The sequence below is a fragment of the Thermodesulfovibrio sp. genome (assembly GCF_049969575.1).
Taxonomy (GTDB): domain Bacteria; phylum Nitrospirota; class Thermodesulfovibrionia; order Thermodesulfovibrionales; family Thermodesulfovibrionaceae; genus Thermodesulfovibrio; species Thermodesulfovibrio obliviosus.
This window is the reverse complement of the sequence record NZ_JBMFOO010000022.1, coordinates 7438-31452: the sequence shown is the minus strand read 5'-3', so window position 1 is coordinate 31452 and position 24015 is coordinate 7438. Positions and strand designations below refer to the sequence as shown.

The 24015-nt window shown below is 34.9% G+C and carries 22 protein-coding genes and 1 pseudogene; 14 read left to right on the top strand and 9 right to left on the bottom strand.

Annotated elements, in window-relative coordinates:
- The coding region (locus ACP5O9_RS06355) for a DNA-methyltransferase (protein ID WP_428723656.1) at window positions 1–382 on the bottom strand (382 nt) is incomplete at its 3' end.
- Window positions 383–584: 202 nt separating this feature from the next.
- Here ACP5O9_RS06355 and ACP5O9_RS06350 point away from each other — a divergent pair.
- The 8 genes from ACP5O9_RS06350 to ACP5O9_RS06315 all read left to right on the top strand — a co-directional run bounded on the left by ACP5O9_RS06350 (window position 585) and on the right by ACP5O9_RS06315 (window position 9035).
- The gene (locus tag ACP5O9_RS06350) at window positions 585–2402 is read left to right on the top strand and encodes a thiamine pyrophosphate-dependent enzyme (protein ID WP_353686210.1); all 1818 of its coding nucleotides are present in this window, start codon (window positions 585–587) and stop codon (window positions 2400–2402) included.
- Window positions 2399–2842: a 2-oxoacid:acceptor oxidoreductase family protein gene (locus tag ACP5O9_RS06345; protein WP_353686211.1), complete on the top strand. Its 444-nt coding sequence runs from the start codon at window positions 2399–2401 to the stop codon at window positions 2840–2842. Before ACP5O9_RS06350 ends, ACP5O9_RS06345 begins: the two co-directional genes overlap by 4 nt.
- Complete coding sequence (locus tag ACP5O9_RS06340) at window positions 2829–4106, top strand: phenylacetate--CoA ligase (protein ID WP_353686212.1); 1278 nt, start codon at window positions 2829–2831, stop codon at window positions 4104–4106. Before ACP5O9_RS06345 ends, ACP5O9_RS06340 begins: the two co-directional genes overlap by 14 nt.
- Window positions 4107–4169: 63 nt before the next feature.
- Entirely contained in the window at window positions 4170–5771 is a 1602-nt protein-coding gene (locus ACP5O9_RS06335; protein WP_428723655.1) for an HD domain-containing phosphohydrolase, read from the top strand.
- Window positions 5772–5889: 118 nt separating this feature from the next.
- A complete protein-coding gene (locus ACP5O9_RS06330; RefSeq protein WP_428723654.1) occupies window positions 5890–6564 on the top strand; it encodes a TonB family protein in 675 nt (224 codons plus the stop codon).
- A gap of 132 nt (window positions 6565–6696) precedes the next feature.
- Window positions 6697–7860, top strand: a complete 1164-nt coding sequence (locus ACP5O9_RS06325) for an LL-diaminopimelate aminotransferase (protein ID WP_428723653.1) — start codon at window positions 6697–6699, stop codon at window positions 7858–7860.
- Window positions 7857–8258 carry a secondary thiamine-phosphate synthase enzyme YjbQ gene (locus ACP5O9_RS06320; RefSeq protein WP_353686216.1) on the top strand — a complete coding sequence of 134 codons (402 nt, stop codon included), beginning with the start codon at window positions 7857–7859 and terminating at the stop codon, window positions 8256–8258. The genes ACP5O9_RS06325 and ACP5O9_RS06320 overlap by 4 nt, the downstream gene beginning before the upstream one ends.
- Window positions 8259–8270: 12 nt before the next feature.
- On the top strand, window positions 8271–9035 hold the full coding sequence (locus ACP5O9_RS06315) for a YkgJ family cysteine cluster protein (protein ID WP_353686217.1): 765 nt from the start codon (window positions 8271–8273) through the stop codon (window positions 9033–9035).
- Here ACP5O9_RS06315 and rlmN read toward each other — a convergent pair.
- From rlmN to ACP5O9_RS06295, 4 genes are read right to left on the bottom strand one after another with little or no spacing between them, the layout of a single operon-like run.
- The gene (rlmN, locus tag ACP5O9_RS06310) at window positions 9021–10073 is read right to left on the bottom strand and encodes a 23S rRNA (adenine(2503)-C(2))-methyltransferase RlmN (protein ID WP_428723652.1); all 1053 of its coding nucleotides are present in this window, start codon (window positions 10071–10073) and stop codon (window positions 9021–9023) included. The genes ACP5O9_RS06315 and rlmN overlap by 15 nt on opposite strands.
- Window positions 10070–10738, bottom strand: coding sequence for a TIGR00730 family Rossman fold protein (locus ACP5O9_RS06305; protein WP_353686219.1), 669 nt, complete (start codon window positions 10736–10738; stop codon window positions 10070–10072). Before ACP5O9_RS06305 ends, rlmN begins: the two co-directional genes overlap by 4 nt.
- Window positions 10722–11108 (bottom strand): co-chaperone GroES, encoded by a 387-nt coding sequence (locus tag ACP5O9_RS06300; protein WP_428723651.1) that lies wholly within the window; start codon window positions 11106–11108, stop codon window positions 10722–10724. The genes ACP5O9_RS06305 and ACP5O9_RS06300 overlap by 17 nt, the downstream gene beginning before the upstream one ends.
- Window positions 11109–11156: 48 nt before the next feature.
- On the bottom strand, window positions 11157–13433 hold the full coding sequence (locus ACP5O9_RS06295; protein WP_428723650.1) for a vitamin B12-dependent ribonucleotide reductase: 2277 nt from the start codon (window positions 13431–13433) through the stop codon (window positions 11157–11159).
- A 47-nt stretch (window positions 13434–13480) separates the two neighbouring features.
- Between ACP5O9_RS06295 and ACP5O9_RS06290 the strand changes: the two genes are divergently transcribed.
- Window positions 13481–14488 (top strand): sodium:calcium antiporter, encoded by a 1008-nt coding sequence (locus tag ACP5O9_RS06290; RefSeq protein WP_428723649.1) that lies wholly within the window; start codon window positions 13481–13483, stop codon window positions 14486–14488.
- Here ACP5O9_RS06290 and ACP5O9_RS06285 read toward each other — a convergent pair whose 3' ends face one another.
- A complete protein-coding gene (locus ACP5O9_RS06285; protein ID WP_424905232.1) occupies window positions 14489–14782 on the bottom strand; it encodes a ferritin family protein in 294 nt (97 codons plus the stop codon). It abuts the gene before it with no gap.
- A 75-nt stretch (window positions 14783–14857) separates the two neighbouring features.
- Between ACP5O9_RS06285 and ACP5O9_RS06280 the strand changes: the two genes are divergently transcribed.
- Genes ACP5O9_RS06280 through ACP5O9_RS06270 form a run of 3 tightly spaced genes read left to right on the top strand, consistent with a single transcriptional unit; the run spans window position 14858 to window position 17948 of the window.
- Window positions 14858–15181 (top strand): YtxH domain-containing protein, encoded by a 324-nt coding sequence (locus ACP5O9_RS06280; RefSeq protein ID WP_353686224.1) that lies wholly within the window; start codon window positions 14858–14860, stop codon window positions 15179–15181.
- The gene (locus ACP5O9_RS06275) at window positions 15178–17499 is read left to right on the top strand and encodes an endonuclease MutS2 (protein WP_428723648.1); all 2322 of its coding nucleotides are present in this window, start codon (window positions 15178–15180) and stop codon (window positions 17497–17499) included. Before ACP5O9_RS06280 ends, ACP5O9_RS06275 begins: the two co-directional genes overlap by 4 nt.
- On the top strand, window positions 17496–17948 hold the full coding sequence (locus ACP5O9_RS06270) for a TIGR00725 family protein (RefSeq protein WP_353686226.1): 453 nt from the start codon (window positions 17496–17498) through the stop codon (window positions 17946–17948). Before ACP5O9_RS06275 ends, ACP5O9_RS06270 begins: the two co-directional genes overlap by 4 nt.
- On the opposite strand, the gene ACP5O9_RS06265 is transcribed toward ACP5O9_RS06270, so the two are convergent.
- The 3 genes from ACP5O9_RS06265 to ACP5O9_RS06255 all read right to left on the bottom strand — a co-directional run bounded on the left by ACP5O9_RS06265 (window position 17894) and on the right by ACP5O9_RS06255 (window position 22567).
- Window positions 17894–19774: an ATP-binding protein gene (locus tag ACP5O9_RS06265; protein WP_428723647.1), complete on the bottom strand. Its 1881-nt coding sequence runs from the start codon at window positions 19772–19774 to the stop codon at window positions 17894–17896. The genes ACP5O9_RS06270 and ACP5O9_RS06265 overlap by 55 nt on opposite strands.
- Before the next feature lie 222 nt (window positions 19775–19996).
- Window positions 19997–20275 carry a hypothetical protein gene (locus ACP5O9_RS06260; protein WP_353686228.1) on the bottom strand — a complete coding sequence of 93 codons (279 nt, stop codon included), beginning with the start codon at window positions 20273–20275 and terminating at the stop codon, window positions 19997–19999.
- A 15-nt stretch (window positions 20276–20290) separates the two neighbouring features.
- Window positions 20291–22567 (bottom strand): GNA1162 family protein, encoded by a 2277-nt coding sequence (locus tag ACP5O9_RS06255; protein ID WP_428723646.1) that lies wholly within the window; start codon window positions 22565–22567, stop codon window positions 20291–20293.
- A gap of 296 nt (window positions 22568–22863) precedes the next feature.
- Here ACP5O9_RS06255 and ACP5O9_RS06250 point away from each other — a divergent pair, with 296 nt between their 5' ends.
- Both ACP5O9_RS06250 and ACP5O9_RS06245 read left to right on the top strand, forming a co-directional pair.
- Entirely contained in the window at window positions 22864–23559 is a 696-nt protein-coding gene (locus ACP5O9_RS06250) for a Crp/Fnr family transcriptional regulator (protein ID WP_353686230.1), read from the top strand.
- Window positions 23560–23585: 26 nt separating this feature from the next.
- Window positions 23586–24015: pseudogene (locus ACP5O9_RS06245) on the top strand (hypothetical protein); the annotation flags it as partial.

Here is a 24015-nt window from a genome sequence, read left to right as displayed (position 1 = left end):
CCCCTGTGGTATTACAGGTTGTAACTTTTTGCCATATTACAGCACCCATATAATCGAAGCCTGCGCTTTCGCAGAACTTGATGATTTCCGTCCTTATTGGAATTACTTTATATCTTCCGTAATAAACCGAACGAGCAAACTGGTCTCCGATATTGATACACAATCTGCAACCTTTATGTAGAACACGATAGCATTCATTCCAGACCAAATTAAGATTGTTTATATATTCTTCATAAGTATCGTTAAATCCTATCTGTTTTCCATTCCCATAATCTTTTAACTGCCAATATGGTGGAGATGTAATAATAAGATGCACGGATTCATCTGGAAGTTCTTTCATCCATCTTGAATCTCCGATGATTATTTTGTGGGTAGTTTTCATAGGATTACTTTAAACATTTTACCATACTTTACAGCTGCAAAATTCACCCTTTCGAGTTCAAACAGTTGCAGCTGTGCAAACTCTACTTTGTTAAGAACTATTACCAATCTTTAAAATCGCCTAAGAGAGTAATTTTCTACAGAGTTTTTCAAGTTGTTTGCTACTGTTGCGTGAGAAGTCAAATTTTTCTTATTATATAAAGATGTTGAAACAGTATCTTTCTGGTAATGAAGCAATTGCTTATGGATTGATTCATGCTGGAGTAAGATTTATCACAGGCTATCCCGGAACTCCTTCAAGTGAGATAATTCCAACAGCACAAAATATTGTTAAAGAGAAGTCATTGAATGCCTTTGTTGACTGGGCAGTTAATGAAAAAGTAGCCTATGAAGTAGCCTATGGAGCTTGCCTTGCAAATATAAAAAGTGCTGTCACAATGAAGCAGGTAGGTCTTAATGTGGCAATGGATCCATTTATGAATTCTGCTTATGTTGGAACAGTAGCAGGATTTGTAGTAATAAGTGTTGATGACCCTGGTCCTCATGCATCTCAAACAGAGCAGGATAGCCGTTTTATGGCAATGGCAGCAAAGATTCCAGTTTTAGATCCTTCAACTGTAGAGGAAGCTTATGATTTTGCAAAGAAAGCAATTGAATTAAGCGAAAAATACAGCATACCAGTTATGCTCCGAAGCACTACAAGAATTTCTCATGGAAGAGCAGTGGTGCAGATAGAGGAAGAAGTTGTAGGGTTGGATTTAAATCCTGTTTTTAAAACATCAAAAGAATGGTCAAAAAACTTAAGCAGATTTGCTGCAACACCAAAGCAAAGGCTCGAACTTCACAGGATTTTAAACAAAAAAATTGATGAGATTGCAGAGAGAAACAAACCTCAGCTGTTTTTCAGTGGAGACATTCTCATTCTTTCAAGTGGTGCTGTATTTGCATATCTTTATGAACTCATTGAAGAATATGGGTTAAATGACAAAGTTACTCTTGCAAAATTTGATATTCCCTATCCTTTGTCAAAGGAAATGATTAATTTTAATAGAAATTTCAATCGCATTGTTACTGTTGAAGAATCCTATCCTTTAATTGAGTTACAGCTTGATACAGAGGGAAGAAGAAATGGGATTGTCCCTAAGCAAGGAGAGCTTACACCAGAGGTTTGTGAGGAAATTCTTGAGAAATTTGGCTTGATTAAAAGGAGAAAAACATTCACTGTCCCTCCGCTTAAGAGACCTTCTCTTTGTCCTGGTTGTGCTCACAGAGCAGCTCTTTTTGCAGTGAAAAAAGTATTTGGTAAAAAAGCAATATATGCTGGAGACATTGGTTGCTACACCCTTGCACTTAATTTTGGAGTTACTGATACAGTTTTGAATATGGGAGCGAGTATTTCTTTTGGTTTTGCCTTCAGAAAAGCTTTTGAGCTGGGACAGAAAGAGCAGGATGTTGTTTCAATAATTGGTGATTCAACTTTTTTCCATTCAGGCATTCCACCATTAATTGATGCAGTACACTATAGAGTGCCTTTTTTAGTTGTAATTCTTGATAATCAAACAGTTGCTATGACAGGAAATCAGAAGACTCTCTCTGATGAATTCAGCTCTTCCGGTGAGCCTGTAATGCCAATTGTTATTGAAAATCTTGTAAAAGCTATAGGAGTTAACTTTGTTCATGTTGTAGATCCCTATGATTTTGATATTTCAATAAAAACTCTTAAGGAGGCAAAAAAAGTTCTTAAGAAAAAAGAACCTGCGGTGATTGTATTCAGGCATCCATGCATTAATACAAAAGAAGGACTTAGTGCTAATCCAAAGTATAATGTTCAGATTTCTAAGGAACTATGTAAAGGATGTAGAATTTGCACCGTAGAATTTGAATGTCCTGCAATAATTTTTAATGAAGATGAAGGCAGGGCAGAGATTGATAAAATCCTTTGCATAGGTTGCGGATGTTGTATTCATGTATGTCCTGCAAAGGCAATAGTTTATTTTAAAGGTTGGAATGAATTGCAATGAAACTGGTCATAGTTGGAAAAGGTGGACAGGGTGTAATATTTTTTTCAAAGATGATTGCCAAAGCTGCAATTAAAAAGGCAGTTATGGTCCGCTCCACAGAAATAAAGGGAATGGCTAAAAAGGGTGGCGTAGTTGAGATTCAGATGAAAATAGGTGAAGGAATGAGCGGGACTGTAAGAAGAGGCAGTGCTGATATGGTGATTCTTTTAAGTGAGGATTTGTTAGATTATGCAAGAAGTTTTGGTGATAAAATCTTCATTTTTAGCAAAGAAGAAATACAAAAAGCAATGACTTCTGTGCCAGTGCGTTATGTTAATACTTTTCTGCTTGGAGTATTTGTTCAGAAAACAAAATTATTCAGTTGTGATGACTTTATAAGTATTCTCGATGATGAAAATAAAAAATCCTTTATAAAGGGGTGCGAATATGTTCAATCTTGAAAAAGAAACACTACCAAGACAAGAGATCGAAAAAATTCAACTTACAGGACTTAGAAAAACTTTAAAATATCTTAAAAATTCAAAGTCAAAACTTAAGGAAAAATATAAACACATTGAGCCAGAAGATATAAAAAGCCTTGATGATCTAAAATTTCTTCCTTTTACAACAAAGGATGAGTTAAGAGATTGTTATCCCTTTGAACATATAGCTCGTGATGTTTCAGAGTGTGCAAGAATGCATATGAGCTCTGGAACAACAGGAATTCCAGTGATAAATGCAATGACAAAAGGAGACATTGCACAATGGGCAGAGATAATGGCAAGGTGTCTCAGTTGTGCTGGTCTTACTGAAAAGGATAGAATTCAGATAATGCCTTCCTTTGGACTTTTCAATGGCGGCTTTGGTTTTCACTACGGAGCTGAGCTTCTTGGTTGTTTTATTGTTCCTGCAGGCGCAGGAAGGTCTTTAATGCAGCTTAAACTTATTAAAGAGCTTGAAGTTACTGCTATAGGAGCAATTGCTTCTTATCCTGCAAGGCTTATTGAAGTTGCTCGTGAAGCTGGATTTGATTTTAGAGAAACTAAGCTCAGAGTTGCCATACTTGGTGCTGAAACATGGTCAGATGAATACAGGCGCAGGATTGAAGATGACATGGGAGTAAAAACCTTTGACATAATTGGACTTACTGAAACAGGTGGAGTTGGCCTTGGAATTGATTGTCCTGCACGGGCAGGAATTCATGTATGGGAAGACCATTATATTGTTGAGATTATCCATCCTGAAACAGGAGAGCCATTGCCTCAGGGGCAGGAAGGAGAAATGGTTATAACAACTCTTACTCGTGAAGGATTGCCATTAATCAGATATCGCACAAGAGACATATCGAGTATTTTATCTTATGAAAAATGTGATTGCGGAAGAACTCATGTTCGTGTAAGCAGAATTCGAGGAAGAACTGATGACATGCTCAAGGTTAAAGGAGTTAATTTTTATCCTTCACAGGTTGAACAGATTTTGCTTAAATACAAAGGTCTTTCTCCATATTACCAGCTTGTCATAGAAACAGTAAAAGGCAAGGATGAAATGACAATTATTATCGAAAAAGCAGACAATGGGATTACACAAAAAGAACTTGAACATCTTGATCTTGAATTGTATGACTTTTTAGGCTTTCACAGTAAAATTCAGGTTGTTCCAGAGGGAACAATTCAAAGAGTTCCTGGCAAGGCAGTAAGAATTATAGACAAGAGAAAGAAATTTTAATGTTCCACGTGGAACATTTTTAAGAATGCCTGAGAAGTTGAAGGCGCTGACAATGTTGACGCAATGACAGCAAATAAAATTTTAAATTCTCTTTATAAAGTAACAAAGCAGGTTATTAAAGGCTTAACTCTTAAAGAAAGAACAGAGGCTGTTGCTAAACTTTGTGTTGAAGAACTCAATTTAAAGCTTTGCTGGATTGGTAAAAAGCAGAAGGATGGCTCTGTAAGTGTTTTTGTTCAATATCCTCCTGAGCATCCATATCCAGGAAAGATAAAGGTAAGATGGGATGAATCTGAATACGGATCAGGTCCTACTGGGAAAGCAATAAGATTTAAAACATATCAAGTTCTTCAAGATATAGAATCATCTCAGTATAAACTTTGGCTTTCAACTGCTAAAAAATATGGTTTTAAGTCATCAGCTTCTTTCCCAATTATAGCTGATGGAGAAGTTTTTGGAGCTTTGAATTTATATGCTAACAAGAAAAATTTTTTTAATTCTAAGATAATTGAAGCTTTTGTCTCCTTTAGTGAAATTCTTGGTATTGCCTTCAGAAATGCTCTCTTCTTTGAGCAGTCAATTGATAGATTGAATAAGATTACAGCTTTAAGAAATATTGATCTGTCAATAATTTCAAGCTTTGATATAAGAGTTATCTATGATGTCTTTATTAATGCAGCCGTTAATTTATTGAATATAGATGCTGTAAGCATCCTTGTTTTTGATGAAGCAACACAGGAACTTTATTTCAAAGTTCAAAGAGGCTTATTAAATGATGAATTTAAAAAGCAGAGAATAAAAATAGGACAGTTTATTCCTGGAAAAGCAGCCAGAGAAAGAAAAATTTTAAAAGTAAGCCAACAAGAAATGGATGAACCCTTAAGAAAAATGCTTATGCAAATGCAAGGTTTTGAAGACTACTATGTTTGTCCAATGATATCCAAGGGAAGGCTTCTGGGAGTAGTTGAATTTTTTCAGAGAAAAAAATTAAATCATGATGAAGAGTGGTTTAATTTTTTAGAAACATTGACAGGACAAATTTCAATAGCAGTGGAAAATGCAAACATTTTGTCTGAGATTCAGAGTGCAAAAGAAGATCTTCTTTTAGCTTATGACCAAACTATTGAAGCCCTTTCTTTTGCTCTTGATTTAAGGGACAAGGAGACAGAAGGACATTCTCAAAGAGTTACAGAGCTTACAGTAAAAATTGCTGAAAAATTTAGAATAAAAGGTGAAAAACTTAGATATGTGAGATGGGGAGCCTTGCTTCATGATATCGGAAAACTTGGAATTCCTGATAATATTCTTCTTAAGCCAGGTCCTTTAAGTTCAGAGGAATGGGAAATTATGAAAAAACATCCTGAATACGGATATAACATGCTCAGCCGCGTTGAATATCTTTTGCCTGCTCTTGAAATTCCGCTTTATCATCATGAAAAATGGGATGGCTCAGGATATCCAAGAGGGCTTAAGGGCAAAGAAATACCTCTTTCTGCAAGAATATTTGCAGTGGTAGATGTATGGGATGCTTTAACAAATGAAAGACCTTACAGACCTGCATGGAGCAAAGAAAGAGCTTTGCAGTATATTGTTTCTCAATCAGGTATTCATTTTGATCCAGAGGTTGTTAAGATTTTTTTAGAAATAATGCAGAATAAAATTTGACCTGAATTTGGAAAATATTTTAAAATTTTCAAGCTTGTCCTGAAGGATAAGTTAAAGCCATGAAGGTTCAGTAAGCTTTCATGGCTTTTTTGTTTTAAAAAAGTTTTTCAGATAAGAGATGAAAATACTTTATGTAAATAAATTGCAGTATTTCATTTTGCTGTCTATTTTTTTACATATTTTGTTTTTTATTACACTTTCAAGTTTTGCCAGGTTAAACCAGGAACGCCAGGCAGTTGAAATTTTCATAATAAATGAAGAGTTACAAAAAAGTCATGAAACTTTAAGCATGCCTAATGTGCCTCACAAAAAAACATGGAAAGCATTTGCGCCTTTATTGAAAAAACAATCAACTGTTGAATCTAAGAAGGATGCGCCAGTTGATAATTCTAAAACAGAAAAAACTATGGTTATTGAGCCTGCATCATCAAATCAAACTACAGCAACCACAGGTTCAGGCAGTTTGAGTTCTGCAGATCATTCAACAACAGAAAAAACTGGAGTGATTGATACAGAATTTGGAACAGCTTATGGTCCAAAATTTATTCACAGAGAAATTCCTGTATATCCACAGATTGCAAGAAGACTTGGCAAGGAAGGAAGAGTTATTTTAAGGCTTACTCTTAATGAAAAGGGAGAACTTATAAACATTGAAGTCATACAAGGAGCTCCGTATGGATTTACAGAATCTGCTGTTGAAGCAGTAAAAAAATCAAAATTTTCACCTGCCACTAAAAATGGTAAACCAGTCCCCTGCCGAGCCATCCTTCCTGTAAGATTTGTCTTAAAATAGCAATATTTTTTAATGTTGGAATTTCTCAGAGATTCCTTGCACCTAAGGACAGTTTAAGTTCAGGTAAAATATTTGGAAATATTACTGATTTTTTTGTAAACTAAATAAACAATCAATGATTCAGGAGGTATTATGCAGATTCAGTACTCTGAAAGGATCAGAACTTTGCCCCCTTATCTTTTTGCAGCAATTGATCAGATGAAAAGAGAAGCTCTTTCAAAGGGAGCAGATTTAATTGATTTAAGCATTGGAGACCCTGATATTCCAACTCCTTCCCATATTGTAGAGGCAATGAAAAAAGCCGTAGAAAAACCAGAGCATCATAGATATCCAAGTTATGAAGGAATGTTTTCCTTCAGAAAAGCTGTTTCAGACTGGTATAAAACCAGGTTTAATGTTGAACTTGATCCAGAAAAGGAAGTTTTAAGTCTTATTGGTTCAAAAGAAGGCATTGGGCACATTCCTCTTGCCTTTGTTGATCCAGGAGATGTTGTTTTAGTGCCCAATCCAGGATATCCAGTTTATCCAGTTGGGACAAAGTTTGCAGGAGGTATTCCATATTTTATGCCTCTTAAAGAAGAGAAAGGATTTTTGCCAGACCTTGACATTATTCCTGAAGATGTATGCAAAAAAGCAAAGCTTATGTTTATCAACTACCCTAACAATCCAACGGCTGCTGTAGCTGATGAAAATTTTTATAAAAAAGTCGTTGAGTTTGCAAAAAAATATAATATTATTGTATGTCATGATGCAGCTTATTCTGAAGTTTATTATGAAGAAAAGCCTCTCAGCTTTATGCAGACAGAGGGAGCCAGGGAGGTTGGCATAGAGTTTCATTCTCTCTCAAAAACTTATAACATGACAGGATGGAGAATAGGATTTGCTGTTGGAAATAAAGATATTCTTTCCGGGCTTGGTAAAGTTAAAACAAATCTTGACTCTGGTGTTTTTCAGGCAATTCAGGAGGCAAGTATAGTTGCTCTTCAGACAGATGATAGCTTTTTAAAAGGAATTAGAGATATTTTCAAAGAAAGGAGAGATATTCTATATGAAGGACTTAAAGCCGTAGGATTTGATGTTAAAAAGCCTATGGCAACCTTTTATCTGTGGGTGAAAGTTCCACGTGGAACAAATTCAATTGACTTTGTTGCAAAGCTTTTAAAGGAAGCTGGGGTTTTATGTACACCAGGAGTGGGATTTGGTGAATATGGAGAAGGATACATAAGATTTGCCCTTACACAGTCTAAGGAAAGAATAAAAGAAGCGGTAGAAAGAATAAGGAGGCTTAAGCTGTGATGAAAACATTAACAGTAAAAACTTCTTCAAGAGAAGAATTCGTTGATATTACAGATGAAGTTGAAAAGACTGTTAGAGACAGTGGAATTAAAAACGGAGTGTGTTACCTATATGTTCCTCACACAACAGCAGGCATAACCATTAACGAAGGGGCTGATCCTTCAGTAAAAAAGGACATCATCAATGCATTAAAAAAGATTGCACCCTATGGTGCAGGATATCTTCACATGGAAGGCAATGCAGACAGCCATATTAAAACAACAATCGTAGGTTCATCAGTGACTGTTTTTATTGAAGATGGTAATCTCCTTTTAGGACAGTGGCAGAGCATATTTTTCTGTGAGTTTGATGGACCAAGAACAAGAAAAGTTTATTTAAAAATAATTAAAGAGAATTAAAGAGGAGGAATAATGTTAAACATTAATGCTATAGCTCCAGAGGAGCTTACAGAAGAATCAAAGTTTAAGTTTCGCTGTTATCCAGGCATTTCCTGTTACAAAAGCTGTTGTAAAAATATTGATATAATGCTAACTCCCTTTGACATAATGAGATTAAAAAATAGATTTGGTATTTCTTCAGGTGAGTTTTTAATGAAGTATACCTATGTTTTTATTGAACCAAAGAGCGGTTATCCATTTGTTTTTTTGAATAAAAATGATGATGAAGAAAAAACCTGCCCTTTTCTATGTGAGGCAGGATGTTCGGTTTATGAAGACAGGCCTGCTACATGCAGATATTATCCTATAGGACAGGTGTCTCTTAAAAAATTTGACTTTACAGATGGAATTACAGAGGAACATTATTTTTTTGTTAAAGAGCCTCATTGCAAAGGCTTTAATGAAGACAGAGAATGGACAGTGGCTGAATGGAGAAAGGATCAAGGAGTTGACCTTTATGATGATATGAACAGAGGATGGAAGGAGCTTTTCTTTAAGAGAAATTTAAAACCTGAGCGACTTGATGAAAGGAAAGCTAAGGCTTTTTATATGGCTTGCTATGATATTGATGCTTTCAGAAGATTTGTTTTTGAAAGTAGATTTCTTCAGGTTTTTGATGTTTCTGAGGAAAGAGTGGAAAAGATGAAGAAAGACGAAACAGAGTTAATGAATTTTGGATTTGACTATGTAAAATTTCTTTTGATGATTAAGGAGACGATGAAGTTAAAGCATAGTTGAAGCTGTGCTACAAAGATAGAGGGCTTTTAGCTGTCCACATGCTGCGAGAATGTCCTGTCCTTTGCTTTTTCTGATAAACACAGAATAGCCATGGGATATCAATATTTGCTGAAATTTAAGTACCTCCCATTCATCTGGTTTTTTAAATTCACATCCTTCCCATGGATTAAAAGGTATAAGGTTTATTTTTGATGGTATTCCTTTAAGCATTTGCGCAAGCCTTAAAGCATCTGTTTCAGAGGAATTGACTCCTTTAAGCATGACATATTCAAAGGTAATTCTTTCTCTGGGTTTTAGTGGATATTCTTTAAGTGTTTTTAAAAGCTCACGGAGTGGATATTTTTTATTCACTGGCATAATAGAGGTTCTTGTTTTTTCATCAGACGCATTAAGGGATATTGCAAGCTTTACTGAAGGAGCCTTCTTGGGTAACTCTTTAATCGCTGGAATGATACCAGCAGTTGAAATAGTGATTCTTCGTGGTGAAAATTCAATTAAATTTTTAAATCTCCACAATGCTTCAACAACATTTTCAAAATTCAGCAGAGGCTCACCCATTCCCATAAAAACAATATTAGTGATTTTTTTATTTTCATTTTTTATTAACCTGCTAACCTGAATAAACTGATCAACTATTTCCCATGCATGTAGATTTCTTTTAAATCCGATCCTGCCTGTAAGACAAAACCTGCATTTAAGAGGACAGCCAATCTGGCTTGATATGCAAAGCGTGAGTCTGTTTCTGTCAGGAATTAACACGCTCTCTATTTTTTCTTTATCTTCCAGTTCCCACAAAAATTTTTCAGTGCTATCCTTACTTATTTTTCTTTCAATCAGTTTAATGTTGCCAATATAGTATTCTTTAGATAAACTTTCTTTAAGCGATTTAGGTAATTCTGTGATTTCATAAATTGAAGTGGCAAATTTTTTATAAATCCAGTGAATAAGTTGCTTTGCTCTGTATAAAGGAAGATGCTCGTTTTTTATAATTTCTTCTATTTGTGGATTATTGTAATTCTTGAGATTTTTCAGTATCATTCGTGATGAAGAGGCGGTATAGGAACTTCAAGCTTTGTGAGATAGTTTTTAAGATAACTGGAGACTGCCTCAGGATTGTCAATAATTTCAAAGTATTTAAAGTCATCAAGGCTTATTGCACCAATGCTCTTAGGTGAATTTTTAAACCATTCAAGAAGCCCTTTCCAGTATTCAGCGCCATAAAGAATTATAGGAAATGAAAGAATCTTACCTGTTTGAACAAGGGTTAGTGCTTCAAAAAGTTCGTCCAAAGTTCCAAATCCGCCAGGGAAGATAATAAATCCAATAGAGTATTTTATAAACATGAGCTTTCTAACAAAGAAGTAACGGAAGTTTAAAGAAATATCAAGATATTTATTAGGATACTGTTCATGAGGCAACTCAATATTCAAGCCTATTGATTTTCCTTTGCCAAGTTTTGCACCTTTATTGGCGGCTTCCATGATGCCAGGACCGCCTCCAGTAATTATTGAAAATCCTGCTTGACTGAGTAGTTTTGCCGTCTTGAAGGCTTCTTGATAATAAAAACTTTCTTCTGTTAATCTGGAACTTCCAAATATTGAAACTGCAGGTCCTATTCCATGAAGTGTTTCAAAGCCTTCAACAAGTTCTGACTGAATTCTAAATACTCGCCATGTATCAGTTGATTTAAAATCCTCTATCATCTTCATCCTCTACAATTGTAGTTCTTATAAGGGCAAGAATTGCAGAATGGGGCACAATTAGATACTTTTTTTCCTCAAATTCTATTTCAATTCCTGCATCTTTAAGAAAAAGTGCGTAATCACCTTCCTGAGCCTGAAGGGGTATGTATCTTATGGGTTCAGTGTTTGTCTGTTTCCATGGTTCTTCAAGCACAACTGAGATGTCATTCACAGGATAACCTGGTCCCACTTTTATAACTCTTCCACCAAGAACTTTGTCTTTTTCTTTTACAGTAGGAGGTAAAAAGAGTCCTGCCCGTGTTTCCATTCTCTCATCTGGTTCAATAAGAACTCTGTCTCCAACTATTATTAACTTTCTCTGTGTTTTCATAAATTTTAAATCACTCGCAGGTGCTTGAATCCTTAATTTTATTTTATCTCAGCTACATCTGGTAAATCCACAACTGTGACAGATAACGCATCCTTCTTCATAAGAAAGTGCACTTCCACATTCAGGACATGCTCCATAATGAGCTGCTTCATCATCTGAAATTTGAACTGTTAATTTTGAATTTTGACTCACCCTTTGAGCTACTGAATCACCTGAAGCTTTTGAATCACCCATTTTGCTATGTGAACTTTCTCTTATTTCGGCTTCTATTGCCTTTGCAATTGCATCTGAACAGCTTGTAATTTTGCCACTGCTACACCAAACATGAGCATGACAGGATATTCCTTTAAGCTGTTTTATTATCTCCTCTGGTTCAATACCACTTCTTAAAGCAAGAGATATAAGTCTACCAATTGCTTCTGCCTGAGAAGCAGCACATCCACCTGCTTTACCTATATTTGTGAAAACTTCAAAGGGTTTGCTTTCCTCATCTTTATTTATTGTTACATAAAGATTTCCGCAGCCTGTTTTCATCAGCCTTGTAACTCCTTTTAGAACCTCAGGTCTTTTTCTTGGTTTAAGAGTTAAAGGAATGCTTTGAGCTTCTGTTTTAGTCTTCTGGATGACCTGTCCCTGTCTTGAGCCATCTCTGTAAACAGTAACACCTTTACATCCAAGACGATAGGCAAGAAGGTAAACTTCTCTTACATCTTCCTCTGTTGCATGATTTGGAAGATTTACTGTTTTGCTGACTGCGTTGTCAACATATTGTTGAAATGCTGCCTGCATGCGAATATGTTCAGATGGAGAGATTTCATGAGCTGTAACGAATATTTTTTTAATCTCCTCAGGAATTTCTTTAATTTCCTGAATTGAACCTGTTTCAGCTATCTTTTCAGCTAAAGCATCAGACCAGAGTCCTAATTTTTCCATCTCTTTTCTGAAATAAGGATTAACTTCTACAAGACGTGTTCCATCCATCACATTTCTTGCAAAACATATTGCAAAAAGAGGTTCAATTCCAGAAGAGCATCCTGCAATTATGCTCAGTGTTCCTGTAGGTGCCACTGTTGTAATAGTGGCATTTCTTAAAGGCATTTTTCCGTAATAAATGCTCTTGGGATAGTTAGGAAAGGTTCCTCTTTCTTTTGCAAGTTCTTGAGAAGCATTCCTTCCTTCTTGAAGTATAAACTTCATCAACTCTTCTGCCAAACTGAGAGCTTCCTTTGAGTTGTAAGGAATTTTTAACTGAACAAGCATATCAGCCCAGCCCATTACTCCGAGCCCTATTTTTCTGTTTGCCTTTGTATTCTTTTCTATGATTTCTAAGGGGTACCTATTTGCATCAATTACATTGTCAAGGAAATGAACAGCCTTCCATACGGTGCTTCTTAAAACTTCCCAGTCAACAGTGTTGTTTCTAACCATCTTTGCAAGATTTATTGATCCAAGATTACAGGACTCATATGGTAAAAGAGGTTGTTCTCCGCAGGGATTTGTTGCTTCAATTTCACCGAGCTCAGGTGTTGGATTTGTAGCATTAATTCTGTCAAGGAAAACAATGCCTGGTTCACCATTTTTCCATGCCTGGTGCACAATAAGATCAAAAACTTCTTTTGCTTTAAGCCTTTTTACAGTTTGCAGTGTTCTTGGATTTATAAGATCATATTCTTCATCATTTATAACTGCTTTCATGAACTCTTCAGTGAGACCAACAGAGATATTAAAATTAGTAAATTTTGTAAGGTCATCTTTACATTTTATAAATTCAACGATGTCAGGATGATCAACTCTTAGAAGTCCCATATTAGCTCCTCTACGACGACCGCCCTGTTTTACTGCTTCTGTTGCAGAATCAAAAACACTCATGAATGATACAGGACCTGAACTTATTCCCTTTGTTGAGCCTACAACATCTCCTTTGGGTCTGAGACGAGAGAAACTAAAACCTGTTCCTCCTCCTGATTTATGAATGATCGCAGCATACTTTACTGCATCAAAAATTCCTTCCATAGAGTCTTCCACTGGTAAGACAAAACAGGCACTAAGTTGCCCGAGCGGAGTTCCAGCATTCATTAAAGTAGGAGAGTTTGGCAAAAATTTAAGTGTTGTCATAAGCTCGTAGAATTCCTCTTTTGTTTTATTGACATCTTTTTCAGATTTGCCGTAAATTGCGTCTATTTGAGCAATTGCTGTTGCTACACGATGGAATAATTCCTCTGGTGTTTCTATAATTTTGCCCTCTTCATCTTTTTTAAGATACCTTCTTTTTAAAACTTCTATTGCATTGTCTGTTAATTGTAAAGATAGCTTAAATTTTTCCATCTACTTCTCCTTGTTAAGAAATAAAACTTTAGATTATAATTTTAAGCATGACTGCAGATATTTTTCTACTACTTTTTAATCTAATGTTGATACTACTAAGTGCGGAAATTTTTACAAATGGAGTTGAAGTCTTCGGGAAAAAGCTTTCCCTTAGTCAGGCAGTTACAGGAAGCATACTTGCTGCAGTGGGAACAGCTCTTCCTGAGACAATTTTACCTCTGGTTGCAATATTATTACATAAAGGAGAGGCAGGCCATAGCATTGGCATTGGCGCAATTCTGGGTGCGCCTTTTATGCTTTCTACTCTGGCATTTTTATTGATAGGATTGACAGTTCTTTCTGGATACATTTCAAAAAGGAGAGCTTTTGTTTTTGAAGCAGAAATTCCTACAATAAAGAGAGATTTAATTTTTTTTCTTATTATGTATTCATCAGGAATTTTTCTTCCAATGCTTATAAAACAACATATTGTAGTGGCTTTTTTACTTGTTTTTTGTTATATTGCCTATCTTTATGTGACCTTTAAAAGTGAAAGTGGAGGAATTTTACATGAGGAAAAACTTTATTTTGATAAAATTTTTGGAAAAGTTCTGCCAATAAAAAGATTTGAGACTTTGTTGTCGGTTGCCCAGGTTTTACTTGCTCTTTTTATAATGATTGAATGTGCTCATGGATTTGTCTCTACGCTTGAGCATGTTTCTCTAAAGATAGGATTTGATCCTCTTTTATTTGCTCTTTTGATTGCTCCAGTTGCAACTGAGCTTCCTGAAAAATTTAACTCTGTAACATGGACATTTAAAGGAAGAGATACTCTCGCAATGGGAAATGTAACTGGTGCAATGGTTTTTCAGTCAACTTTTCCAGTATCTGTGGGGATTATTTTTACAGACTGGAGTATTACTGGTTATGCTCTATTGAGCGCTTCTTTGGCAATTTTATCAGGAGCAATAATTTTAGGGGAAATCTTTATAAGAAAAAAGATTTCCCCTCTTACTTTAATTTTTTCAGGTTCTTTTTACTTGATATACGCTTTGATAATTATAAAACCCTTTTAACTATTCTTCCTCTTCCTCAAACAATTCCTCAACTTCTTCTTTTCCTTCTTCAAGCTCATCTTCCTGTTCTTCATCATTCATAAGGAGAAGAGTGAGGAATTCACCTACATGGGTTTTTTCTTCTCTTGCAATGTCAAGAAAAACAGCTTTAATTTTTTCATCATCTGTTAATGAAGCAAGTTGTTCATAGAGATTGATAGCATCAAGCTCTGCAATAAGCCCTATTCTTAAAATTTCTCTGGTAATGTCTCCCTGTTCTAATTTTTCCATTGAGAAAGGTATTTTTGAAAGCATAAGCCACCTCCGTTTTTTTTTAATTATACAATAAAAATTTGTTAAAATTAAACAAATACATCAAGGAGGACGAAAATGAGAGAGGAAGGCAAAATTTTAGCAGCGTTTCTTTTAGGAGGGGTAATTGGAGCAGCCTTTGCGCTTCTTTATGCACCAAAGTCAGGAGAAGAAACAAGAAAAGAAATTAAAAAGAAAGCTAAAGAGCTTAAGAAAAAAACTGTCAGAGCAGCGGAAGAGCTTTATGAAGAGATTGAAGAATTCTCAGAAATGCTGAAAGAGAAAGTCAAAGATATTAAAGAGCGTGGAGAGGATGCTAAAAAAGAGATTTTAAATCAGATTGAAAAACTTACAAAAGTAATTGATGAGAAAAAGAAGAAGCTTCTGGAGAAGCTTGATTGATTGAAAAAAAGGCTCTTCTGGACTTAGATTTTTATAAAATTCTGAGTTTAATAGAAGAGTTTGCTAGTTCCTCAGCTACAAAAAAAGCTATTGAAGCGATTTTTCCTTTTGATGACTTTGAACAAGCAGAAAGGGCGCTTAAGGAATTTGAAGAAATAAAAAAATATCTTGATCAGGGAAAAGAGCTCCCAATATCTTTTTTCCCTGATATTTCTGAATTACTTGATAGAGCAAAGAAAGAAGGAGCTATTTTTGAATCATCTGAGTTAACTCAATTTTTAAAGGTTCTGAGAGTTCTGGATAAAGTAGCCCCTTTTCTTGATGAGTTTTTAAACTATCCTTTTTTAAGAGATAAAATAGAAAGTATTCTTAAAACCAGTTTATCCATCGGTCAACCATATCTTCTTGAAATACTTGAAAATACCGTTGATGAAGAGGGAAATATTCTTGATACAGCCTCTGCGTATCTGAATTACATAAGAAAACAGATAAAAATAACAGAGGAAAGAATAAAACAAAAGCTTGAAGAAATAATTAACAGGCCAAACATACAGGTTTTTCTTCAGGACAGATTTATCACAAAAAGAAACAACAGATGGGTTATACCTGTTCGGATGGATTCAAAGGGACAGGTTGCAGGAATTGTTCATGATATATCTCGTTCAGGGGAAACAGCTTTTATAGAACCCGCTGAAATCACGCCTTTATCCAAGAAACTGGAAGAGCTTTTAATTGAACAGAGAGTTGAAGAAACAAGAATACTTAAGGAGCTCTCTTTTGAGATTCATCAAATCAGTGATGCCCTTGAAAGAGAATTTAAATTACTCATTTATTTTGATAAAATGCTTTCAATATATAAATTTTCCAGAAAATTTAATGCTCATGCTCCTCAACTCAGTAAAGAAATCATGATAAATCTAATTGATGCAAGACATCCTGTTCTGATGCTTTCCAGAGATGTTGTGCCTCTTCAGATAGAACTGAGGAATAAAAAAGTTCTTGTAATTACAGGACCAAATGCAGGAGGCAAAACTGTAACACTGAAGACAATAGGACTTCTAACTGCAATGGCTATCTCTGGACTTCCCATATCTGCCAGTCCTTCCTCCACAATTCCTTTTGTAAAAACTATTTATGTTGACCTCTATCATGGAGACTCTATTGAAGAGCATCTTTCAAGCTTTGCCTTGCATGTAGTAACTCTCAAAAAAATAGTTGAAGAGGCTAATTCTGATAGTCTTGTTCTTCTTGATGAAATAGGCACAAATACTGATCCTGAGGAAGGCTCTGCCTTGGCATGTGCAATCCTTGAAGATTTAAAAGACAGAGGAGTTTTTACCTTCGCGACAACCCATTTAAGTAAAGTTAAAATTTTTGCGACAACCAATGAAGACATAGAAATAGCCTCTATGCTCTTTGACGAAAAAACCATGTCTCCCCTTTATAAATTAAGCATTGGCAGTTTAGCTCCTTCTTATGCCTTTCAGATTGCTCAAAAATATGGTTTTCCTGAGAAGCTTATTAAGAGAGCTTACGAATTAAAAGGCTCTCAGGACAAAGAAATCTATAAACTTTTGAAGGAGCTTGAAGAAGCTAAAGCTGAATATAATAAAAAAATTGATGAAATTGAAAAAATCAAAAACAGCATCATTGCAGAAAAGGAGAAATTAGAAAAAGAGATTTCTCTTGCTTATGAAAAAAAGAGAAAAATCATTGAAGAGGCAAAAATAGAGGCTCATAATATGCTCATGAAATTGAAAAGAGAGGTTAATATTCTTTATGAGGAAGCTAAAAAAGCAGATAGAAAAAAACTTAAAGAAATATCTCTTAAAATTTCAGAATTCTCAAAAAAGTTACTGTCTCAGGAAATAAGAGTGCCTGAAAATATTCAGATTGGTGATATTGTAAGAGTAAAAACTCTCGGGCTTACAGGAAAGGTGGCTTTTATTGAAGATAAAAAAGTAAAGATTCAGACAGATAAAATGTTTGTAGAAGCAAAAATTGATGAGCTTGAAAAGATTAATCCAGAGCAAAAAGAAGAAAAATCGAATATTTCTTTTGTGCAGGATGAGGAGATTACTACAAAGCTTGACATTCGGAGTTTAAGAGTTGATGAGTCAGTTCCCCTTATAGAAAAATTTTTAAATAAACTGTCATTAAGTGAGGCGTCATCAGGAATTATTATTCATGGAATCGGGAAGGGTATTTTAAGAGATTTTGTAAGAGATTACTTAAAGGAACATCCTGCAGTAAAAAGCTTCCGAAAGGGCAATGCTGAAGAAGGAGGAGATGCTGTAACAGTGGTTGAAATAAAATGAAAACAGTTGGAGTCATTGGAGCAGGGAAAGCAGATAAAGAACTTTTAGAACTGGCAGAAGAGGTAGGAAGACTTCTTTCAAAGGAAGGTATTACTGTTATTACAGGTGGTTTAGGAGGAGTAATGGAGGCAGCAAGCAGGGGAGCCTTTCAGGCAGGAGGCATTACAGTAGGAATACTGCCAACACTTAAAAAAGAAGATGCCAATTCCTATGTGAAAATTCCAATTCCTACAGGCTTGGGAGAGATGAGAAATGCTCTTATAGTGAGAGCCTCTGATGTATTGATTGCCATTGGCGGTGAGTATGGCACTCTCAGTGAGATAGCTCTGGCATTAAAAACTGGTAAAAAAGTCATAGGACTTAAAACATGGAAAATACCTGGAATAATAGAATGTTATTCAGCAGAAGAAGCTGTTAGGCTTGCCACATCCTTAATTAAGGGAAAATAAATTTTAAAGGTTGTTCCCTTACCTACCTCACTTTCAACTTCAATAAATCCTTCGTGGCCTTTTATAATTTTATAAACAATTGAAAGCCCAAGTCCTATGCTCTTGTCTCCTTTCGTGGTAAAAAAAGGTTCAAATATTCTTTTCTGAGTTGCCTCATCCATACCAATTCCAGAATCTATTACAGATAAAACTGCAAACTCTTTATCTAACAGAGAAGCAGCCTCTGTTTTTATTGTTATTGTTCCTCCTTCTGGCATGGCATCACGGGCATTGAGTATTAAGTGAGTTAAAACTTCATCAAAGGCTTGAATATCAAGCTTAACCATGAGGGGAATGCTTGATAATTCGTAAACTACATTAATATGGTCTTCAACAGTAGCATTTATCTTTGTTTTCATTGACTGAATCAGAGAATTTAAATCAAAGACCTTCATCTCATATTTTCTTTCACCTGTAACATTTAAGATTTCTTTTGAAAGATATATCGCCCTTTTTGATGCATTAATTATCTGGTCAAAGGCATTTCTAACAAATTCCTCTGATACTTTTGGCTGAGCAATACTGGCAAATCCATGAATTATGTTGATTAAATCCTTAAATCTGTGCACTGCTTCACCAAGAGCACGCCTTACAGATTCAAAATAGTGAAATTCTTCCATTTTTCTTTCCATTTCTCTTGTCTTAAGGATTTTTAACGAAGCAAAAGAGATGGCTCTGCTTAAATATCCTATTTCATCTGTTCTTTGAGAATATTTTTCAAGGTATATCTCTTTAAATCCAAGATAAGCTGTCTGTCCTGAAATCTCAATTATGGGATTTATGTATTTTTTTGTAATATAAAGGAGCACGAAAAAAATAAGAACCAGAGAAGTAAAAATCTGATAAAAGAGATGAATGTATAGGCTTTTTTTAATGACTATCTCTGGTGTCATTGTTACAAGAGAAAGTTTTCTATTTTTCATGTTCCAATTTTCTATTTTTACGAACCATTTTTGATTGTGAAAACTGATTTTATCTTTTCCTGAATACAGGGCATGGTAGAGTAGAGGGAACTGGTCCTTATTAACTTTATAAATTTTTCCTGGCTTAGGAGTAATTTCATCAATAAAAGCTATTAAGTACTTGTTGTCTAAGATAAGATAAAGCTTTACTTCTGGATGAAGCATCTCTTTGGCTTTATATAAAAACGAAGAGATATCCTTTATCATTAAATCAATGCCAACAACTTCTTTTGAATTACCACACAAAAGTAAAGAAGCTGTAACTCCAGGGTTTTTTGTTGTCCTGAATTGATACTGTTCACTCCATTGAATATCATTGCGTTCAAGTGCCTGTTTATACCAGAGTGTGTTTCGTGGATCGTAATTATCCTTAACTCGTCTTTTATTTATTATTTCTCCATCATTGTTGAGAGTATTCCATACTACATATCCTCGGTCTTCTGCTTTTTTAATTCTGTTAAGCCATTTGTCTCTATCATTTAAAATAAGATAGCCATTTCCCTTCCCATCTCCGTAATTTATTGATGTTACATAGGGATACTTTTTCATAAAATCCATCAGAAATTTATTGGTTTTTTCAATGTCATTAAAGTTTAAAATTTTACAGCAAACAAGAGCCTGAATGTTATAAAGAAAAGTTTCAACAGGACTCATTAATTTCTCAACTTCTCCTTTAAAAAAAGATGAAACTGTTTTCATATGATGAATGAGATATTGCTCATAAAGATGGTAAGAAACTAAATAATTGGTTATGGCAATGCCTGTAGCCAGAGCTATCATTACCAGTACAGTAAGCCACTTAATACTTAAAGTAAATTTTGCCATCTTTATTAAAGTATATCTTTAAAAAATTTTTTTAGCTACTTTAAGATTGCTAATAAAAAAATTTTCAAGACTGATTCTTTCCAATTCTTAAATCTTAGTTTTTCTATGTCTTTGGTTTCACTCTCGCAGAGTTTACTTTGAGCTTAATTAAAGGGCTCAGAACATGTCACCTGCTATGACAAAATAAGATTTAATCTTTATTGAACAGCTTTAATTAAATAATTAGCACTTTACTTTATAGGCAACGCATTTGCCATTTTTATCAGGACAACATCTTTCACACCAATGTTGTCCATTTTTATCACAGCAACATACCCTTTCATAGCAACCATTTGGTTGAAGACTCCATTGAGAGCAGTTTGCCGCTTCTGCGAGAAGAGTATTTTCTGAGTTAATATTGCATGAATTAGATTGCTCAAAGGATTTTGTTGTTGATAAACCTGATGAAGCAAATGTAAACATCAGTCCGATTAAAAAAATTGCCAAAACTAATTTTTTCATTTTTAACCTCCTGAATTATTTAATTATTAGTCTTTCCATTAAAAATTTTATCTGTCTGTCCTCTGGATTAAGTCTCAGAACCTCTTCAAATACCCTTTTTGCCTCATCTTCCATGCCCCTTTGATAATACATTAAACCAAGGGATCTTTGCAGTGTTGAATCTTTTGGAAATTTTTCCACTCCCTCTTTAAGATAATTCAAAGCCTTTTCATCTTCTCTCATCTCCTGATAGCAGATAGCAATATAATAATAAACCTCTGCAGTTGGCTGGGCTTTAAGTGCCTCTTCAAAAAGTGTTACAGCTTTTCCATAGTTTCTCTGTCTGAAGTAGTTTCCTCCTTCAATAACAAATTCTGTTGCCTTTTTCTGCCTCTCTTGCTGAGAAAGAGTTGAATAGGGATTTGCAATGGCATTTATAACTTTTCCCTCAGGAATTCTAAGATTATAGACACTGCTTACCTGAATATTTTTGAGCTTCATCTCATCAATGTTTATCGAACCAAAGTAATTTGCCGCAATCTTTAAAATTGTTTCTGAGGAAATATTCACATTGTTATCGTAAATGTTGTTATCCTTTAAATCGCCCGAAAATTCGTTAATCTTAATACCTGTCTCATTCTGGAATATGGTGTTCATGGAAATTGCAGAAGAGGTTCTTACGAGTTCAATTCCTATTTTATTTCCTGAAATTGTTGAATTTTTAATTGAGGCAGAGGGCATTCCTGATATTAAAATCCCTGTATCACAATCAGTTATTACTCCGTTTTCAACAAAACCACGGGCTGAATTTAAAATCAATCCCGTATGTGCATTTTTGAGCCTGAATCCGTTTATGTTTACCTCTCCTTCTTTAACAGCTATCCCTCTCCATTTTTTATCAGTAGCTGAAATAAACTCCACAGAAGCATCCTTTGTATCTATGACAATCTTGCCTTCAACAATAAGTTCAGAATCTTCATGAAACATTATTCTTGTCTCAGGCTCAACTGTTAGTGTTAAACCTTTGGGTATTCTAAAGCTATTCTTAACAATATAAATTCCGGAAAGAACTGTATCTTTTTCAATTGTTCCTGAGATTATCTGTGGTTGTCTGGTTGTGAGAGAAGCTTTTACAGCATCCTGTATCTCCGATTCATTTCCCGCAGTATCATATGCAATGACCCTGTAGTAATAAACTTTTCCATGCTCCAATGCTCTGTCTTCAAAGAGATTAAGCTCAACCCTTGCAATTTCTTGAAATCCTGTAAGTGGTTGTTCACTTCTTAAAACTTTATAGCCTTTTAAGTCAGGGATATTTTTCAGAGCTTGCCATGAGACTTCTATTCTATCATGAAAGCCTTTAGCCCTTAATCCTGTTACCTGAGGAGGTGCTGTTGTGTCAATTGTAATAAATCCGCTTACATCAATCCATTGAGTTTCATACCCGCCTGGTTTTCTTAATGATATAATTATGGGAACCTCTTTTACATTATCATCGGGCATAACAACATATTCACCAATATAAATTCCAGGCTGAGTTTCTTTCATTGGTATGCCTCTTTTAAAGTTACCAATATCAAAGCTGGCAACCATTCCTCTGTCTCCTTCTAAACCAACCTTTATGATCTTCCCTTTACCAAAGGGAGAATCCTTGGCATTTGTAATAACCTCTTTAATTACAGGTCTTTCTTCAACAATGCCAGATGGTGAAGGAATTTTTTCATTGAATTTATAGCAAAGTTCATTGAGCATTCTTACCTGTTGAATATCCCTTATGTTCATTGCTGTTGATATTGCTGTCATGACCGCACTTAATGGAGAAAGTGGAATTCCACCCTCATGGTATCTGACAGAGTCTTTCAGTCTGAGAACCTCTTTTCCTGTCCTTGTATTTATCATCCAGACTTCAGCTTCTATGCCAAGCTGTGAGTAGGCAACTGCATAAATTTTTTTGTAGTCAGTAACTCTACCATAAATCAATCCATCGCATCCAAGAGCCTCACATATCTCCTTTGGTGGAATTTCAAGAATATTTTTGCCCTTTGATTTTTCAAGCTGAATTATTTTTTCATCAACAATGCTCAGTTCAATATCCCTGTAAGGCTTAGAGCTAAAGTGATTGTAAAAGGCTTTTCTTACCTGGTTTGCTATTCCAAGCTCTTCTGTTTTATTTTCAAAGGGAAGAATGGCAACTGTTTTTGGAAGCTCTTCCTCTGATATTTCTGTTTGATGACTCTCTTTTTTTACCTCGGGCATGGTAGCACAGGAAGCAATAAATAAAACAATAAATAAAGCAAACAAAGGCTTTTTCATAACACACTCCTAAGGCTTTTTTCAAATTATAATGCTTTATGACAATGATTGCAAGGTAATTTTCACATTAACTTTTGAAAGTAAATGAAGAAATATTATGATAACCGGATCTCTTTAAACTCTACTTCTTCTGGATAACCATATACCTCTATCCCAGAGGTTAAGACAAACCCCGCATTATCTATCATGGGTGAAATCAATAGCTTTCTGCTTACTTTTACCCCTTCCTTCTCTCTTAAGTAATTTTTGGAAGTTCGCTCTCTTGACTCCTTTACAATGTTTTGATAAACTGGAGTATGTCAAATATTGATATTCTTCAAATTTTAAAAGAAATTCCTATTTTTCAAAGTCTTTCTGATGAACATCTAACTCTTATTTCTAAGGGTTTTAAAATATACAGAGTAAAGAAGGGAGAAATTATCTTCTATCAATCTGATGAAAGTACTGATCTTTACATTATTCTTGATGGTGCAGTTAAAGCCTGTCTCTTAGATTCGGATGGGAAAGAACTCATTCTTAATATTTTTAAAAAAGGTGATTTCTTTGGAGAATTAAGTCTTCTTGATGGTAGACCTCGTTCAGCAACAATTATTGCTATTGAGGATTCTGTTGTTGGAGTGCTTAAAAGAGAGCATTTTCTAAAATTACTCAAAAATAATCCTATGATTGTTATCTCTCTTCTTTCTGCTCTTGTTGAAAGAATAAGGATGACCGATGAAATGCTTGGTGCGATGGCATTTTTGGATGTTAGCAGGAGAATCATAAAATTTCTCATGAACGTTGCTGAAAAGGAAGGAGAGAAAACCAGAGATGGATTGATAAGAATCAAAAAGATCACTCATAGAGAACTTGCTTCCTGTACAGGTGCTTCAAGAGAAGCCATTACAAAGGCATTAAAGGTTTTGAAGTTTAAAGGGATATTAAAGGAAGAGGAAGGCTTTTTCCTGATATCACCACATATTGAGCCCTGTAGTTTTTATGAGGAAAAATGAAAACTTCTATCTTTATCATTTTTTTAATGATTTTTTTCACATGCTATGCTGAAGCAAAAATTCAATGCGTTGACTCTGAAGGAGATGCAGCAATTACAGGCAATGATATTCCATCAGCAAAAGCTGAGGCAATATCAAGAGCAAAATGGAATGCCGTTGAACAGGTAGCTGGTATAAAAATAAAAGCTCAAACAGTGGTTCAAAACTTTATCCTTGTAGATGATGCAATTGTCAAAAAAACTGAGGGAGTTATATCAAAATACAACATAAAAAAAGAATGGAAAGATAGAGATTCTTATAAAGTAATTTTAAATGTCTGTGTAGAAACCAATAAAGTAGATGATGCTGTATCAAAACTCGCCTTAAACAACTCCTTAGCTGTCTTCATTCCTGCAAAAAAAACAAAAAATGAATATCATCAATTGAGCATGAACGAAATGGAAGAGGAAAACATTC